Origin of the sequence: Acidovorax sp. LjRoot118 (genome assembly GCF_964253575.1) — a bacterium.
Lineage (GTDB): Bacteria > Pseudomonadota > Gammaproteobacteria > Burkholderiales > Burkholderiaceae_C > Acidovorax.
Window position 1 is genome coordinate 1 of the sequence record NZ_CAXURB020000001.1, and the last position, 16,495, is coordinate 16,495.

Sequence of the window (16,495 nt, forward strand, 5' to 3'; positions counted from 1 at the left end):
CGCTGCCGTGGTCGGCGCCAACAAAAAGGACTACTTCGGTCCCGTCAACCAATCGCGCGTGATCGTCACGCTGAGCAAAACCCTGTAAATCTTTCAGGGGCGCACGAGGCGTGCCGGCATGTGGTTCAGCTTAAGCGCCATGTTGGCCCGGCCTTCGCCGAAGTGCACCAGCCAGGCGTGGGTGATGCGGCTGTTGGCCTGGCTTGCGCTCCAGAACCATGTGGGGGGCGTGTCGGGAAACGCCTCGGTGTCGATGGCGGGGTGGCTGCGCGCCTCGTCCACCAGCGTGTGCAGTTCACGCACCGTGGGCAGGCGCCAGCCTGCCTGTTGAGCGGCGTGTTCCGCCGCTTCGATCTGGGTGAGGGCCAGGGGCTCGCCTGCGCAGCCTGCACCGGTCCATGCCATGCCCTCGGCGCAGCGGCGCCAGGTCAGGCCGGTGCTGCGGTCGTGCACTTCCTGGCCGCCCGCGCGCACGGAAAAGCGGGCCGGCGTGTACTGCGTCGTGAGCAGGTAGACGCCCAAGGCGCCGACTCCCATGGCGAGCCATGCCAAAGCGAAGGTGTTGCGCCGGGACATGTGCGCAGCGGCCTGGCCCGTCAGGCGGTGGCCGCCATCCGCGTGAGGATGCGTTGCGCCACCTCGGCAAAGCCGGCACCACGCTCGCCCTCCGTCACGTAGCGCGGCAGGTGGGCCAACTGCGGCACGAAGCGCGCGATATTGGCCACGCCCACGCTGTGCGCAAAGTGCTGGAACATGAGCTGGTCATTGGTCGAATCGCCCACGTAGACCCAGCGGTCCATCTCGGCATCAAGGTCGCGGCCGAACAGTTCGCGCACGATCCAGCGGGCGCCTTCGAGCTTGTTGTGTGCGCCAAACCAGCCATTGATGTGGATGCTGCTTACCGTCGCGTTCATGCCGGCAGCGCGCATGCGCTGCACGGCGGCGTCGATGGCGCCCTGTGGCAGCTGGGTGAACTCGCTGTGATCGATGGCGATGTCGGTCTCGCGGCCCGGGGAGTCGGTGGCGCGGCCTGCACCCGGTACCTCGCGCTCGATCTGCGCCAGCACCTCCTGCATGCGTGCGCAATTGGCCTTGCGGGTGGGCGCGTCCTGCTGGTAGGCCTTGGCCAATTCCGGGCCGTGCAGTCCCTCCCCGCGGCGCAGCGCCACGGCACCGTTTTCGGCCACGATGGCATCGACGGGCCAGCTCAGCGCAAAGGGTTCGCTCCACCCCACGGGGCGCCCGGTGATGGGGATGACGTGCAGGCCTGCGGCGCGCAGCGCGCCCAGCGCCTCCAGCGCATCGGGCGTGATGGCGCCATCGGTGGTCAGGGTGTCGTCGATGTCGGTGAAGACACCGAACAGGGGCGGGGTGGCTGCGATGTGCCAGTGGGTCAGGGGATGCATGAAGGCGGGAGCAAAAAATGGGACCGGCTTAGCCGGGTCAGAACAGCAGGTTCAGGATGCGGTTGATCAAGGCGAAGCCGAGGACCGTGACCACAAAGTAGCCGATAGACAGAAGGGTCCGGCGGCGCTCCTGGCGGTTGGTGGCGGTGCGGTAGATCCAGGCTGCAATGGGCGGCACCACGATAGGAACCAGGATGGCCAGGCCCATCATCGGGATCACGACAAAACCGGCCCAGTTGTCGGCCGTGTTCATGGTGCGCGCCGACTGGAAGACATGGTAGGCCGGGATGGCCAGCGCAATGAACAGGGCGACCGAGGCGGCCGCTACGCTGATGTAGCGGGCCATGGCGACATACACCGCAGCACCGGCGAGGAGGGCCCCCCACCATTTCAGGGCGGCCCAGTGATCGCGCTCGCGGGCCTGGCTTGCAGAGGCCGCCTTGGCCGCGCCCGCCCGGGTCTCGCGGGCTTGTGCGGCGCAGGTTCCGCGTTGCTCGCACGACGCATTGGCCGCCAGAAAGCTGCGCAGCGCGTCCTGCCGGGGCTGCGCGAGCGCGGTAACGAGCGCGTCGCGCTCGGATTCCCGGTCTAGCGCGTCGGACCGGATGCGCAGCCGCCCCTGCTGCTGGGCGGCGAGGAGCACCGCCCCCGCATCCCCTGCGGCAGCTTGCAGCGCCGGACCGCGGCACAGGTAGGGCAGGGCCTGGTCGGGCGCCAGGGCGGCTTTGGCCTGGTAGCGGGGAGTCTCGCAGGCCATTGACCAGGCGGGTGTGACGGCTTGGGCCGCAGCACGCTCCGGCAGCAGTTCGAGTTCGAACGGGCCCAGGGCCAGCGCCCTGCTGCCGGTGTTGCGCAGTTCCACCAGGGCGAAGACGCCTGGTGCGGGCGGTACGCCCGGGGTCGGGCTGGCAGTGGGTGCCCTGGCGTTTTCGCGCAGTGCCCAGACGCCCGGACGCAGGTTCACCAGACGTTCCCGCAGGCTGCCGATCTCGTCAGGCAAGGGCACGCTGGCCTCGGGCAGTGCGATGCGCAACTGGCGGGCCAGCAGGGCGTTCCACCAGGCCTTGGCGTCGCGAGCGCGGGCCGTGCCTTCCGGCGAACCGACGGACGCGATGGCCTGGCCCAGGGTTTCGGTCGCTGGGGCGAAGTTGCCTGTCGGCTGCAGGCTGGCCAGCCAGCGCAGCAGCAGTGCCTGGCGCAGAGCGGCGGCCTCGCGGGGACGGCCCAAAGCCTCCAGCGCCTGGGGCCAGTGCATGGACTCGACGGGCGGGTCGCCGACCGGCATGTTCAGAATGTCCTGGACAACCGGGATTTCCGCGCGTGGCGCGGCGGGCTGCCTGGCGCCGCTGCGGGGCGGGTCTGCCACGGCGATGGTGCCGCCCAGTCCCAGTGCGACCAGGAGCATGAACCGCCGCAGCAGGCCTGCCGCCCTGCCCTGGAGCGCAGGCCGTGCTATCGGGGGCTGGGCGTGCCGCATGGGGAGGGACGATGGCCGGGAGATGGCTGGGAGGATGAGGTTCAGCCCGCGCTGCCCAGGCTCAGCCCGGCGTGTTCGCGCAGCGGGTGGAAGTGGATCTTGGGAAAACGCTCCTGCGCCAGCCGCACGTCGTAGGGCGAGGTGCACAGGTAGGCCAGGGCATTGGCCGCGTCGTGCGACAGGCGCATGGGGTAGGCGTCGGTGAAGGCGCGCAGGTCGGCCGGGCTGTCGGCGGTGATCCAGCGGGCGCCGGTGTACTGGCAGCCTTCCAGGCGCACATCGGCGTCGTACTCGGCGCGCAGGCGGTGCTGCACCACTTCGAACTGCAGCTGGCCCACGGCGCCCAGCAGCATGGGGCCGCCCACGTCGGGCTTGAAGACCTGGATGGCGCCTTCCTCACCCAACTGGGCCAGGCCCTGCTGGAGCTGCTTGGTGCGCAGCGGGTTCTTGAGGATCACGGTCATGAACAGCTCGGGCGCGAAGAACGGCAGGCCGGTGAACTGCAGGTTGGCGCCATCGGTGATGGTGTCCCCGAGCTGCACGCCTCCGTGCGTGGTGAAGCCGATGATGTCGCCCGCGTAGGCCTCTTCCACCGCCTCGCGGCGCTGAGACATGAAGGTCACGACCGAGGTCGGGCGCAGCTCCTTGGCGGTGCGCTGCACCTTGAGCTTCATGCCCGGGGTGTACCGGCCCGAGGCCACGCGCACGAAGGCGATGCGGTCGCGGTGGTTGGCGTCCATGTTGGCCTGCACCTTGAACACCACGCCGGCAAAGCCCTCGTCCTCAGGCTGGATGGTCTTGACCACGGGCTGCTTGTTCACCTGCAGCGTGCTCACGCGCGGGCCGGGGGGCGGCGCCATGTCCACCAGGGCGTCGAGCACCTCCATCACCCCGAAGTTGTTCACCCCGGAGCCGAAGAACACGGGCGTCAGCTTGCCGGCCAGGAAGGCCTCGTGGTCCCACGCGGGCGAGGCGCCCACGGCCAGCTCCATGCTTTCGAGCGCAGCGTCGAACTCGGCGCCGAAGCGCGCGCGCAGGTTCGTCTCGTCCGACAACGGGATGGCCTCGAAGTCCTGCGGGCGGCGCTCGCTGCCGGACTCGAACACCGTCATGGTCTTGGTGCGCAGGTTGATGATGCCGCCGAAGGCCTTGCCCTGGCCCACGGGCCAGGTCATGGGGCAGCAGGGCATGCCCAGTTCGCGCTCGACTTCGTCCATGATGTCCAGCGGGTCGCGCACTTCGCGGTCCATCTTGTTCACGAAGGTGATGATGGGCGTGTCGCGCTGGCGGCAGACCTCGATCAGGCGGCGCGTCTGCGCTTCCACACCGTTGGCCGCATCGATCACCATCAGCGCCGAGTCCACGGCCGTGAGCACGCGGTAGGTGTCTTCCGAGAAGTCCTTGTGGCCGGGGGTGTCGAGCAGGTTGATCACGTGCTCGCGGTACAGCATCTGCATGACCGAGGAGGCCACCGAGATGCCGCGCTGCTTTTCGATTTCCATCCAGTCCGACGTGGCGTGGCGGCTGGCCTTGCGGCCCTTGACGGCACCGGCGATCTGGATCGCGCCCGAGAACAGCAGCAGCTTTTCGGTCAGCGTGGTCTTGCCCGCGTCGGGGTGGGAAATGATGGCAAAGGTGCGGCGGCGCCGGGTTTCGGGGGCGTAGGACACAGGGGAATTCCAGGAGAGGGGTGGGCAGCACGCACGCTGCGGCAATCGGTGGGGCTGCCCATGGGGCGCCCGGATCTGCCGATTTTACCGGGCCGGCGCCCCGTCCCCCTGCGGCAGCCCCTCAGGCCACTTGTGCCTGGGTGTGGCGCGCATACATCTTCTGCATGCCGCCCAGCCAGCGCTCGTAGTCCTGGCCCTTGTTGCGGAAGTACTGCGCCACCTCGGGGTGGGGCAGCACCAGGAAGCGCCCGTCCTGCATGGCGGCCAGCACGTCGCCCGCCACCTGCTCGGGCGGCAGGATGCCGTCGTGCGAGGCCGAGCCGCCATCGCCCGTGACCATCGCGGTCTGTACCGACTGCGGGCACAGGCAGGCGACGCCCACGCCCTTGCGGCCGTAGGCGATGCGCAGCCACTCGGCAAAGGCCACGGCCGCATGCTTGGTGACGGCATAGGGGGCGGATTCAACGATGGTCAGCAGCCCGGCCGCCGAGGCCGTGATGAGGAAGAAGCCCTCGCCGCGCTCCACCATCTCGGGCACCACGGCGCGGGCCGCCCAGACATGGGCCATGCCGTGGATGTTCCACATGGCGTCCCACAGCGGGTCTTCGAGCTCGATGCCGCCCGGGCGGCCCAGAATGCCGGCGTTGGAGATGTAGGCGTCGACGCGGCCGTAGCGCTCGCGCGTGGCGGCCACCAGGGCCTGGATGTCGGCTTCGCGCGCAACGTCGCAGCGCACGGCCAGGCCACCGATCTCGTCGGCCACGGCCTGGGCTGGGTCCAGGTGCAGGTCGGCCACGACCACGGCGCGGGCGCCTTCCTGTGCAAAGCGCCGCGCGATGCTGCGGCCGATGCCGCTGGCGCCGCCGGTGACGATGATGACCTTGTCCTTCGGGTCCATGGGGTGCTCCTTCTTCTGTGAGGGCGCCAGTGTGGAGTGCCACGGCAAGCGCAGCAGCCGCGCAGGTGACAGGTTCAGCGCGGCGGATTCGCGGCCTGCAGGATGGCTGCGCAGCACAACTGCTCCACGCCATCGGCCCATTGCCGCATGGCTGCAGGATCGAGCTGGAGCAGCAGCACATAGCGGCGCCCGCCCCAGGCCGACAGGTGCAGGGCCTGCTGGAGGTCGGGGCCCGGTGGGTGGGGCAGGTCGGTGCAGGCGGCGAACACATGGCCCCAGGCCGCAGCCAGCTCTTCGTGGGCGCGGCGGTGGTGGTGCGGCTCGGCCATGGCGGCTTCCAGTGCCAGCATGTCGGGGTGGAAGGTGGGCAGCTCGGGCGCATCCACGCCGCAAACCAGGCGCACCAGGTGGTGGATGCGTTCCTCCCAGCGCAGGCCGGCGGGCTGCACGGCCTCGCGGTCGATGGCCGCGAGCAGGGCTTCGAGGCAGTGGCGCACATAGCCCGAGAGCAGGGCGGTCTTGTTGGGGAAGTAGTCTTAGAGCGTGCCCACGGCGATGCCGGTCTCCAGCGCCACGTTGCGCGTGGTGAGCCTGTCCCAGCCATCGCGCTGCCAAATCCGAACAAAGGCGTCGTAGATGGCCTGCACGGTGAAGCGGGCGCGGGCCTGGCGCGGCCTTTTCAACGGCCTGGCAGCCGCTGCGGGGCGGGCGGGAGGGGCCTTCATCGGTTTCCGAACCCGCTGCAGGGCAGGGCGCCATACAGTGACCGCAGCGCATTTTCACACCCGACCCGGAGACACACCATGACCATGCAGACCCGCCTGTTGACCGACAAGAATGCATTGAATCACACCCGCGCCGTGCAAGCGCCCCTGGTGCCACTGCAGCCCGGCGAGGCCCTGCTGCGCGTGGACCGCGTGGCCGTGACGACGAACAACATCACCTACGCCGCCTTCGGCGATGCCATGAAGTACTGGGATTTCTTTCCCACGGGTGAGGAGGGCTGGGGCCACATGCCGGTCTGGGGTTTTGCCGAGGTGGTGGCTTCCGACGTCGAGGGCGTGGCCGTGGGCGAACGCTTCTACGGCTACTGGTCGATTGCCAGCCACCTGCGCATGCAGCCCGTGCGCGTGACGGCGCGGGGCTTCTACGACGGCGCGGAGCACCGCCAGGGCCTGACCTCGGCCTACAACCAGTACACGCGCACCAGCGCCGATCCGGCCTACCGGGCCGCCGACGAGAACTGGCAGATGCTGGTGCGGCCGCTGTTCATCACCTCGTTCATGCTGGCGGATTTCCTCGCGGACCGCGCGTTCTTCGGCGCGCAGCGGCTGGTCTTTTCCAGCGCGTCGAGCAAGACGGCCTTCGGCACCGCGTTCTGCCTGCAGGGTCTGGAGGGCATCGAGCGGGTGGCACTCACCTCGCCACGCAACAGCGCCTTTGTGCAGGGCCTGGGGTGCTACGACCGCACCGTGGCCTATGGCGAACTGGAGGCGCTGGATACGGCCGTGCCCACGCTGTATGTGGACTTTTCGGGTGGCGAAGACCTGCGCGCGCGGGTGCACCACCACCTGGGCGATGCGCTGGTCTACGACTGCTATGCCGGCTCGGCCCAGAACACGCATTTCCTGCGCGATACCGCGCTGCCCGGGCCGGCCCCGGCGTTCTACTTCGCTCCGGTGCAGATCCGAAAGCGCAATGCCGACTGGGGCCCGGAGCTGGTGAACCAGAAGTTCAACGCCGCGCAGCGCGCCTTCATCGACTGCATCAGCGATGCCCGCCAACCCTGGATGCAGGTGCAGGAGCACCAGGGTTTTGCGGCGGCGCAGGCGCTGGTGCAAGACCTGCATGCCGGCCGCATCGACCCGCGACTGGGCCACGTGGTGATTCTGTAGGCGTGTGCAGCCGGAAAGCCGGGGCCGGGCGGTTTTCCCTATAATGCGCGCATCCGAGGAGCGTTGCAGCGTCCCCAGCACTGGCGGGGCGTGAGGCTCGGAGTCATCTAGCAACGACGCTCATCCACTTCTCGTGTGGTGAGCCTTCCGTCTCTCCCCGCGCTGAACGTGGTCTTTCAAACATGCTTTGGAGCACACCATCATGAACGCACGCGTCAACGCCCCGGTCAACACCGACTGCATCATTGCCGACATCGGCCTGGCCGCCTGGGGCCGCAAAGAGATCCGCATCGCCGAAACGGAGATGCCTGGCCTGATGGCCATCCGCGAGGAATTCGCCGCCCAGCAGGCGCTCAAGGGGGCCCGCATCACCGGCAGCCTGCACATGACGATCCAGACCGCCGTGCTGATCGAAACCCTGCAGGCCCTGGGCGCCGATGTGCGCTGGGCATCGTGCAACATCTTCTCCACACAGGACCATGCCGCCGCCGCGATTGCCGCCAACGGCACGCCGGTGTTTGCCATCAAGGGCGAAACCCTGGCCGAATACTGGGACTACACCCACCGCATCTTCGACTTCGGGCCTGCCGGCAGCGAAGGCGAAGGCCCCAACCTGATTCTGGACGACGGCGGCGACGCCACGCTGCTGATGCACCTGGGCCAGCGCGCCGAGAAGGATGCCTCGCTGCTGGACAACCCCACCAGCGAAGAAGAAACCTGCCTGTACGCCTCCATCAAGGCCAAGCTGGCCGTGGACCCGACCTGGTACACCCGCAAGAGCGCCCAGATCATCGGCGTGACCGAAGAGACCACCACGGGCGTGCACCGCCTGAAGGAAATGTCGGCCAAGGGCACGCTGCTGTTCCGCGCGATCAACGTCAACGACTCGGTGACCAAGAGCAAGTTCGACAACCTGTACGGCTGCCGTGAGTCGCTGGTGGACGGCATCAAGCGCGCCACCGACGTGATGATCGCCGGCAAGGTGGCCTGCGTGGCCGGCTACGGCGACGTGGGCAAGGGCAGCGCCCAGGCCCTGCGTGCCCTGTCGGCCCAGGTCTGGGTGACCGAGATCGACCCCATCAACGCCCTGCAGGCCGCGATGGAAGGCTACAAGGTCGTGACCATGGAGTACGCCGCTGACAAGGCCGATATCTTCGTCACCACCACCGGCAACAAGGACGTGATCACCCATGACCACATGAAGGCCATGAAGGACCAGGCCATTGTCTGCAACATCGGTCACTTCGACAACGAGATCCAGGTCGCGTCGCTCGAACAGTACGAGTGGGAAGAGATCAAGCCCCAGGTGGACCACGTGATCTTCCCGGACGGCAAGCGCATCATCCTGCTGGCCAAGGGTCGCCTGGTGAACCTGGGCTGCGGCACGGGCCACCCGAGCTTCGTGATGTCCAGCTCGTTTGCCAACCAGACCATCGCCCAGATCGAGCTGTTCATGCACAAGGACCGCTACGAAAACGGCCAGGTCTACGTGCTGCCCAAGCACCTCGACGAAAAGGTGGCCCGCCTGCACCTGAAGAAGGTCGGCGCCATGCTGACCGAGCTGTCCGACGAGCAGGCCGCCTACATCGGCGTGTCCAAGCAAGGCCCTTACAAGCCTGACACCTACCGCTACTGATCGGTTGCTGCCGCTGGCGCTCTTCTTCTCAAGGGAGGGGCGCCGGCGGCGAACGACTTCCTGCCCTCGAGGCCCTGAAATCCATTGCCCTCGGGTGAGAGAGTGACGCATGCGCGCAGATGTTTTTTTGGTGGAATCCGGCCATGCGACCACACGGTCGCAGGCACAGCGCCTGATCACTGCAGGGGTGGAGTGGCGCCTGTCGCCGCTGTCGCCCTGGCAGAAGGTGGCCAAGAACGGTGACGAGATTCCATCGGTGGCCGAGTTGCGGCTGCTTGATGACGCGGAGGTGAAATACATCTCGCGCGGCGGGCTCAAGCTCGAAGGCGCGCTCAAGGCGGTGGGCCTGTCCCCCAAGGGGCTGCGCTGCCTGGACGTGGGCCAGAGCACCGGCGGTTTCACCGACTGTCTGCTGCAGCAGGGCGCGGTGCAGGTGATCGGCGTGGACGTGGGCCAGGCCCAGTTGCACGAGAGCCTGCGCAGCGACGTGCGCGTGGTCTGTGTGGAAGGGCTGAACGCGCGATCGATCACCGCGCAGGTGCTCAAGGAGGCCTGCGAGCAGGCGATCTCGGACCCGGTGGGCGGCGCGGTGGCAGACGACGATGTGCAGCCCGAAAACCCGTACCGCTGGATGTCGGGCGATGGCGAGGTCACCGACTACGACGACAGCGACGATGTGAGCGACGACGATATCGAGGCGGACGCTGCCAAGGGTGCTGCTCCGGCAGGCCAGGAGCCCACGCCCCGATCCGGGCTGCGCCGCCGTGCGGGTTACGAGCAGGTGGACACCTCCCCCAGCTTCAGCCTGGTGGTGGGCGACCTGTCGTTCATCTCGCTCACGCTGGTGCTGCCCGCGCTGGTGCCACTGCTCGCGCCGGATGGTCAGTTGCTGATGCTGGTCAAACCGCAGTTCGAACTGCAGCCCGGCCAGGTGGGAAAGGGCGGCATCGTGCGCGATGAATCCCTGTACGCGGTGGTCGAGCAGCGCATCCGCGACTGCTGTGCCGGCCTGGGTCTCTCGGTGCAGGCCTGGCTGGACAGCCCCATCAGCGGGGGTGATGGCAACCGTGAATTCTTTGTTTTTGCCAGGAGGGCCGCATGAATGCTGCCAAGGCGCAGGCCACCGGGTTTCCGGTAAGTCTCGAATTCTTTCCCACCAAGACGCAGGCAGGCGCTGACAAGCTGCGCGCCGAGCGCCAGCAGTTGTATGCGCTGAGCCCCGAGTTCTGCTCCGTCACCTACGGTGCGGGCGGCTCCACCCAGGAAGGCACCTTCGGTGCCGTGCGCGAGATCCTGGCCGAAGGCGTGCCTGCGGCATCGCATTTCTCGTGCATCGGCGCCACGCGCGAATCGGTGCGCCAAGAGCTGGCCCAACTCAAGGCCATGGGCGTCAAGCGCCTGGTGGCGCTGCGCGGCGACCTGCCCAGCGGCTATGGCGCGGGTGGCGAGTTCCAGTATGCCAGCGACCTCGTGGCCTTCATCCGGGCCGAGACGGGGCGCGACTTTCACATCGAAGTGGCCGCCTACCCCGAGGTGCACCCCCAGGCGCGCTCGCCGGAAGCCGACCTCAAGGCCTACCTGGCCAAGGTGCAGGCGGGTGCCGACGCGGCCATTACCCAGTATTTCTACAACGCGGATGCCTATTTTCGCTTCGTGGACGACGTGCAGCGCCTGGGGGCCAGCATTCCGGTGGTGCCCGGCATCATGCCGATCACCAGTTCCACCCAGCTCATGCGCTTCTCAGATGCCTGCGGCGCCGAGATCCCGCGATGGATTCGCTTGCGTCTGCAGGCCTTCGGCGACGACACGGCCAGCATCAAGGCCTTTGGCCTCGACGTGGTGACGGATCTGTGCGACAAATTGCGCAGTGAGGGCGTGCCGGCGCTGCACTTCTACACCATGAACCAGAGTGCCGCCACGCTCGAAATTTGCCGTCGGCTGGTGCTGTAACCGGGCCGAAACGGTAATATCCGTACCCTTTGTTTCATTTTTCTGGTGCGCCATGAAGGTTGTATTTGCGGTGATGCTGGCCCTTTTGGGCGGGCTTGGTGTGTCCAACGTGGGAGCGCAGACGCGCTACCACTGCCGGGATGGCAATGGCAATGACTACAGCCTGTCGCGCCCGTGCCCGAGTGGCAGCACCACCCGGACGGTGGAGGCCGGACCTGCTCCGTCTTCTTATTCGTACAGCCAGCCCTCCCGTCCCACGGTGGTGCGCACCGCGCCCGACGTGCCGGATCACTACAGCTACATGAGCGGGCGCTGCCGCTCGCTGGACGAAAACATCCGCAACGCCTATTCGCGCAAGATCGCGCCCGACGTGGTGCAGGGCATGCAGCGCGAGTACCGCCGCGACTGCAGCGAGGAAGAGCGCGATGCGTCGCGCCGCATGTACGATGAGCGGCGCTCCGGCGACCGCCAGCGCCGCGACGAGGAACAGTCTGCCCAGGCGGCAGCCGACGCGGCGCGCCAGCAGGATGCCCGCCAGGTCCAGCAGTGTGCGGAATCGCAGCGCATCCTGAACGTCAAGCGCGCCCGGACCGACCTCACCGAGGGCGAGCGGGGCGACCTGAAGCGCTTTGAAGAGGCGTTTCTTGCGCGCTGCAAGCGCTGATCTTTTGCGAGGAATCGCCTGCGCGCTGGTGGCCTGCCTGCTGTGGTGGCCATCCGCATGGGGCGAAGAGGCGGGTTTGCGCCTGGATGGTGCAACAGGCAGCGGCCTCAAGGTGCCAGCCGACGCTGCAGAGGTATTGCCGCTTCGCAACGGAACTGCCGTGCCTTCCTATCCCACCCTGCCGTCTGATACGGCGGAAATGAACGACGAAGACGACGACGACTCCCCCGAAGTGGACGAGAGCCCCCTCGAAACGGGGCTGGCCTCCTGGTATGGCCAGCGCTTTCACCGGCGGCGCACGGCCAGCGGCGAGCTGTTCGACATGAACGCCATGACGGCGGCGCACCGCACGCTGGCATTCGGTACCCGCATCTGCGTTCGCAGCCGGGAGACGGGCAAGGGCGTGGTGGTGCGGGTCAACGACCGGGGTCCGCACGTGGCCAACCGCATCGTGGACCTGAGCCGTGGCGCGGCGATGGCACTGGGGGTGCAAAGCCTGGGGCTCAAGGCCGTGGACGTCTTCCCCCTGAGCGCAGATGCGGTCACCTGCCCGCCCGCTCCCCTGGACAACCTCTTGCAGCGTTTGGCCCCACCGGAGGTCGATGAGGCGGGCGCACCAGTTGCCAACAACGGTCGTCGCACACGTGCCGTGCCGCCGCGCTTGCGGCGTTCTCCCTGAGCGAGCGCTGCCGCGCGAAGCGCGGCCGTTCTCTTTATCCGCCGGATTCCAGCGTGTGGGTGGCGTTCCTGTCCTGCGCCAGCAGCTCGGTCATCTGGGGCAGGGCTTCCTTGAGCGCGGCCTTGAGCGTGAAGGGGGGGTTGATCAGGAACATGCCGCTGGCCGGCAGGCCGGGGCGCTTGACGTCGCCGGCGGCGTTTTCGGTGATCTTGCTGGACTTGACGGTCAGCGTGGCATGCAACCAGCTTTTGCCCGCCTTGGTGGCCAGGGTCTTCAAGCGGCGTGGCAGGTCATGGGCTTCCGGGCGCGGGATGATCGGGTACCAGAACGCATAGGTGCCGGTGGCAAAGCGCTTGAGCGAATCCGCCGCCATGTCGAGCACCTTGCCGTAGTCGCTTTTCATCTCGTAGCTGGGGTCGCACAGCACCAGCGCGCGCCGCGCAGGCGGGGGCAGGAATTTCTTGATGCCCTCGAACCCGTCCTCGTGCAGCACGGCCACCTGGCGGCCAGCCTCCAACTGGGCCACGTTGCCTGCCAGCGCGCGCAGGTCGGTCGGGTGCAGCTCGAACAGCTTGAGCTTGTCACGCTCGCGCAGCAGGCGCTGGATGATGAAGGGCGAGCCGGGGTAGACCCGCGTGGCCGCCCCCTGGTTGAAGGCGCGTACCATGTCCAGATAGGCCTGCAGGGCAGGCTGGAGCGCGGGAACGCCCGGAGCGATCAGCCGGGCGATGCCGTCGGCCGATTCGGCGCTGGTGTTGGCATAGTCGCCGTCCAGCCGGTACAGGCCTGCGCCGGCATGGGTGTCCAGCACGGTCAGGGCCGCATCTTTCTCGACAAGGTGTTGCAAGGCAGCAATCAGCACCGTGTGCTTGAGCACGTCGGCGTGGTTGCCTGCATGGAAGGCGTGGCGGTAACTGAACATCCCCCAATGGTAACGAGTGTCAGCCCCCGGGCTGATATTTCGGCGGCGGATCCGTCAATCGGGGCTTTCAGCCGCCACAGGGTGGCACGGACAATGCAGGACAGGGCAGAATTGCGTGCTGGGAGGCTCCTGCGTGACGTTTTTGGCAGATGGGTGGCTTTTTGTTTCAATGCCCCGGCTGTCATGCATCATGATCGCTGGTGCCGCGGGGCGGCCCCTCGCAGCAGTTCCCTGACCCCCGTCCCGGCCGCCTTTCCGCCCAGCTTTTTCGCACAATGATCGAAACCTCTGCTCCTGCTCCTGCCAGTGCCGTCAGCCATGTCGATGCGCTGCCGCCTGGGACGCGGCTGGCCGAGTTCGAAATCCTAGCGCTGCTGGGCGTGGGCGGTTTTGGCATGGTCTACAAGGCGTTCGACCATTCCCTGCACCGCGCGGTGGCCATCAAGGAATACATGCCGTCGGCACTGGCCGGGCGTGCGCAGGGGCAATCGCTGTGGGTGCGCTCGTCATCGGACCAGCAGACCTTCCACGCCGGCCTCGAATCGTTCGTGGGCGAGGCCCGCCTGCTGGCGCAGTTCGACCACCCCTCGCTGGTCAAGGTGTTCCGCTTCTGGGAGGCCAACAACACCGCCTACATGGTCATGCCGCTGTATTCGGGCATGACCTTCAAGCAGGCACGCGCCCAGATGCGCACGCCGCCCACCGAGGAATGGCTGCGCAAACTGCTGTGGTCGGTGCTGGGGGCGCTGCGCGTGCTGCACGACGGCAAGACCCTGCACCGCGACATCTCGCCCGACAACATCTTCCTGCAGGACAGCGGCCCACCGGTGCTGCTGGACCTGGGCGCAGCGCGCCATGCGATCAACGACAAGGACCACAAGCACACGGCCGTGCTCAAGGTGAACTACGCGCCTATCGAGCAGTATTCCGAAGGCGACGAGGATTTGCGCCAGGGCCCCTGGAGCGACCTGTATTCGCTGGGTGCGGTGGTGCATGGCTGCCTGTGCAACGACACGCCCCTGCCAGCCACCCTGCGCTCCATCAAGGACCGCATGGTGCCGTTCTCGCGGGTGGCCAAGACCGTCAAGAAGCAACTGGGCGTCGAATATTCGCCCGCCTTCGTGGCCGCGGTCTCGCAGGCGCTGTCGCTCAAGCCGGAAGACCGGCCGCAGAGCATCGATGCCTTCCTGCAGCTCATGGAAATGACCGCGCCCCCGGAAGGCGTGGACCATTTCGATTTTCGAGCCGACCTGGGCGACATCTGGGTGGAGCCCGCCGACCAGCCCGGCCCTGGCCTCCTCACCCCGACGGTAGATGTGACGGCCGCCCCCGCCATCGTGGCCGAAATCGCAGCCCAGGCGAACAAGGCGATGGAGGCTGCGGGCGAAGACGCTGCTGCCGATGGGTACCCCGATACCGTCCAGCGGGGCGGGGCCGACACTGTCTTCATGGACCCTGCGGACACAGAGGTCCTGGTGACGGCCGACCATGACCGCAAGGCAACGCGCCACGGCCGCGGCGAGGCCAGTGGTGCCGCAGGCCGGGTGCGTGCGGCACTGACGGAGTCCGAGCGGGCCGCTGCAGCCCTGGCGGCACGTGCCGACCGCCGGCCGGGCCGGATGCCGGTGTGGCTGGTACTCGGCGCAGCCGGGTTGGCCGTGGCCGCCGCCGGGGTCTGGTGGTCGCAAGGCCGCGGCCCGAAGGCCGCACCCGCAGACGACATCATCACCGAGATGGCCGAGCCGGCGCCCGCTGCGTCCGAGGCGGCGGCCGTTCTGGTGCCGGCCTCGGAACCTGCGCTCGTGGTGGCCAGCGCGCCTGCGGACGCCGCGCCCGGCGCTGCCGATGCCGCCTCGGCGGCGGCGGTGGCCAAGCCCGCGCCCAAGCCCAAGCGCGCTGTGGCCTCCGAGCCGGCGCCTGCGCCCGTCGTGGCCCACGAGGAGCCGCCACCACCGCCACCACCACCGCCTCCGGTGGAGCGCCCCCGTCCGGCGCCGGTGCGCGTGCCATCGCCCCAGGAAGCGTGCGCAGACGCCAGCTTCCTGACGCGGCCCATGTGCATTCACAACGAATGCCAGAAGCCCTCCCAGGCGAATTCCGCCATTTGTGTGGAGAACAAGCGCCGCTACGATGCCGAAGAGGCGCGCCGCCGCCAGTCGCCCTGAGCCGGCTTGGTGCGCAATTGCGGGCCTTGCGTTGATTTCGCCAGGCATGGCTTGCGCCGCATGCCCGGTAATTCGTATAATCGAGGGCTTCGCAGCGCTTTTGTGGTCCCGCGGCGAGGAATTACATGCCACCTAAGAGGCTTCCTTCAGAGAAGCACCGACCGTGGAAAAGGACCCGCCAAACCCTCTTTTGAAGAGAAAACTCATGACTACTACTTTCAGCGCCAAGCCCGCTGAGGTCGTGCACGAGTGGTTTGTGATTGACGCGACCGACAAGGTCCTCGGACGAGTAGCCAGCGAAGTTGCTCTCCGTTTGCGCGGCAAACACAAGGCCATTTACACGCCTCACGTCGACACCGGTGACTTCATCGTCATCATCAACGCCGCCCAGCTCAAGGTCACCGGCACCAAGTCCCTGGACAAGGTGTACTACCGCCACTCGGGTTACCCCGGCGGTATCACGGCCACGAACTTCCGCGACATGCAAGCCAAGCACCCTGGCCGTGCGCTGGAAAAGGCTGTCAAGGGCATGCTGCCCAAGGGTCCCCTTGGCTACGCAATGATCAAGAAACTCAAGGTGTATGGCGGTGCAGAGCATCCCCACACCGCCCAGCAGCCCAAGGCTCTGGAAATCTAAGGAGCCTTGAGATGATTGGTGAATGGAACAATGGCACCGGCCGTCGCAAGTCCAGCGTCGCCCGCGTGTTTCTGAAAAAAGGCACTGGCAAGATCACGGTGAACGGCAAGGACATCCAGTCCTATTTCGGCCGCGAAACCTCGATCATGATCGCCAAGCAGCCGCTCGCACTGACCAACCATGTCGAAACCTTCGACATCCAGATCAATGTGCACGGTGGTGGTGAGTCCGGCCAGGCCGGCGCTGCCCGCCACGGCATCACCCGCGCCCTGATCGACTACGACGCGACGCTCAAGCCCGCACTGAGCCAAGCCGGCTTCGTGACGCGCGATGCCCGCGAAGTGGAACGCAAGAAGGTCGGTCTGCACTCTGCACGCCGCGCCAAGCAGTTCTCCAAGCGTTAAGCCTGGTCTGCCCTGCAAAAAAACCGCCTTCGGGCGGTTTTTTCGTTTAAGGTGCGCTCTTCGTTTTCGAGCACCTGTTTCCGACCCCCCCC

Annotated in this window: 17 protein-coding genes, 1 pseudogene and 1 riboswitch; of the genes and pseudogenes, 10 read left to right on the forward strand and 8 right to left on the reverse strand. The window is 67.3% G+C overall.

Going from position 1 to position 16,495, the window contains the following annotated elements:
- A pseudogene (locus tag ACSQ9E_RS00005) lies at positions 1-88 on the forward strand (TorF family putative porin); the annotation flags it as partial.
- A 5-nt stretch (positions 89-93) separates the two neighbouring features.
- Here the strand turns inward: ACSQ9E_RS00005 and ACSQ9E_RS00010 are convergent.
- The 7 genes from ACSQ9E_RS00010 to ACSQ9E_RS00040 all read right to left on the reverse strand — a co-directional run bounded on the left by ACSQ9E_RS00010 (position 94) and on the right by ACSQ9E_RS00040 (position 6,176).
- Positions 94-576, reverse strand: coding sequence for a DUF1566 domain-containing protein (locus tag ACSQ9E_RS00010; RefSeq protein ID WP_436216502.1), 483 nt, complete (start codon positions 574-576; stop codon positions 94-96).
- A gap of 20 nt (positions 577-596) precedes the next feature.
- Positions 597-1,406, reverse strand: coding sequence for an HAD-IIB family hydrolase (locus ACSQ9E_RS00015; RefSeq protein ID WP_436216503.1), 810 nt, complete (start codon positions 1,404-1,406; stop codon positions 597-599).
- Between the two features lie 37 nt (positions 1,407-1,443).
- On the reverse strand, positions 1,444-2,811 hold the full coding sequence (locus ACSQ9E_RS00020) for a hypothetical protein (protein ID WP_436216504.1): 1,368 nt from the start codon (positions 2,809-2,811) through the stop codon (positions 1,444-1,446).
- A gap of 113 nt (positions 2,812-2,924) precedes the next feature.
- Positions 2,925-4,553 (reverse strand): peptide chain release factor 3, encoded by a 1,629-nt coding sequence (locus ACSQ9E_RS00025; protein WP_057269135.1) that lies wholly within the window; start codon positions 4,551-4,553, stop codon positions 2,925-2,927.
- 121 nt (positions 4,554-4,674) lie between these two features.
- Positions 4,675-5,451, reverse strand: a complete 777-nt coding sequence (locus ACSQ9E_RS00030) for an SDR family oxidoreductase (protein WP_057202440.1) — start codon at positions 5,449-5,451, stop codon at positions 4,675-4,677.
- A 74-nt stretch (positions 5,452-5,525) separates the two neighbouring features.
- On the reverse strand, positions 5,526-5,948 hold the full coding sequence (locus ACSQ9E_RS00035; protein ID WP_436216505.1) for a hypothetical protein: 423 nt from the start codon (positions 5,946-5,948) through the stop codon (positions 5,526-5,528).
- Positions 5,949-5,987: 39 nt separating this feature from the next.
- Positions 5,988-6,176: a hypothetical protein gene (locus ACSQ9E_RS00040; RefSeq protein ID WP_436216506.1), complete on the reverse strand. Its 189-nt coding sequence runs from the start codon at positions 6,174-6,176 to the stop codon at positions 5,988-5,990.
- Between the two features lie 78 nt (positions 6,177-6,254).
- Here ACSQ9E_RS00040 and ACSQ9E_RS00045 point away from each other — a divergent pair, with 78 nt between their 5' ends.
- The 6 genes from ACSQ9E_RS00045 (at position 6,255) to ACSQ9E_RS00070 (ending at position 12,275) form a co-directional block, all read left to right on the forward strand.
- Complete coding sequence (locus ACSQ9E_RS00045) at positions 6,255-7,346, forward strand: DUF2855 family protein (RefSeq protein WP_436216507.1); 1,092 nt, start codon at positions 6,255-6,257, stop codon at positions 7,344-7,346.
- Positions 7,347-7,397: 51 nt separating this feature from the next.
- A riboswitch (S-adenosyl-L-homocysteine riboswitch) is annotated at positions 7,398-7,475 on the forward strand.
- Positions 7,476-7,548: 73 nt separating this feature from the next.
- The gene (gene ahcY / locus ACSQ9E_RS00050; protein ID WP_436216508.1) at positions 7,549-8,982 is read left to right on the forward strand and encodes an adenosylhomocysteinase; all 1,434 of its coding nucleotides are present in this window, start codon (positions 7,549-7,551) and stop codon (positions 8,980-8,982) included.
- A gap of 109 nt (positions 8,983-9,091) precedes the next feature.
- On the forward strand, positions 9,092-10,084 hold the full coding sequence (locus tag ACSQ9E_RS00055) for a TlyA family RNA methyltransferase (protein ID WP_428003416.1): 993 nt from the start codon (positions 9,092-9,094) through the stop codon (positions 10,082-10,084).
- Positions 10,081-10,932, forward strand: a complete 852-nt coding sequence (gene metF, locus ACSQ9E_RS00060; protein WP_057201586.1) for a methylenetetrahydrofolate reductase [NAD(P)H] — start codon at positions 10,081-10,083, stop codon at positions 10,930-10,932. The genes ACSQ9E_RS00055 and metF overlap by 4 nt, the downstream gene beginning before the upstream one ends.
- 52 nt (positions 10,933-10,984) lie before the next feature.
- Positions 10,985-11,596, forward strand: coding sequence for a hypothetical protein (locus ACSQ9E_RS00065; protein ID WP_436216509.1), 612 nt, complete (start codon positions 10,985-10,987; stop codon positions 11,594-11,596).
- Between the two features lie 199 nt (positions 11,597-11,795).
- Positions 11,796-12,275 (forward strand): septal ring lytic transglycosylase RlpA family protein, encoded by a 480-nt coding sequence (locus ACSQ9E_RS00070; protein WP_082604121.1) that lies wholly within the window; start codon positions 11,796-11,798, stop codon positions 12,273-12,275.
- A gap of 34 nt (positions 12,276-12,309) precedes the next feature.
- On the opposite strand, the gene ACSQ9E_RS00075 is transcribed toward ACSQ9E_RS00070, so the two are convergent.
- On the reverse strand, positions 12,310-13,197 hold the full coding sequence (locus tag ACSQ9E_RS00075) for a 23S rRNA (adenine(2030)-N(6))-methyltransferase RlmJ (protein ID WP_057201588.1): 888 nt from the start codon (positions 13,195-13,197) through the stop codon (positions 12,310-12,312).
- A 275-nt stretch (positions 13,198-13,472) separates the two neighbouring features.
- Between ACSQ9E_RS00075 and ACSQ9E_RS00080 the strand changes: the two genes are divergently transcribed.
- The 3 genes from ACSQ9E_RS00080 to rpsI all read left to right on the forward strand — a co-directional run bounded on the left by ACSQ9E_RS00080 (position 13,473) and on the right by rpsI (position 16,403).
- Complete coding sequence (locus tag ACSQ9E_RS00080) at positions 13,473-15,362, forward strand: serine/threonine protein kinase (protein WP_057269131.1); 1,890 nt, start codon at positions 13,473-13,475, stop codon at positions 15,360-15,362.
- A gap of 205 nt (positions 15,363-15,567) precedes the next feature.
- Positions 15,568-15,999 (forward strand): 50S ribosomal protein L13, encoded by a 432-nt coding sequence (rplM, locus tag ACSQ9E_RS00085; protein WP_056414298.1) that lies wholly within the window; start codon positions 15,568-15,570, stop codon positions 15,997-15,999.
- 11 nt (positions 16,000-16,010) lie between these two features.
- Complete coding sequence (rpsI, locus tag ACSQ9E_RS00090) at positions 16,011-16,403, forward strand: 30S ribosomal protein S9 (RefSeq protein WP_007856955.1); 393 nt, start codon at positions 16,011-16,013, stop codon at positions 16,401-16,403.
- The last annotated feature ends 92 nt before the right edge of the window (positions 16,404-16,495 follow it).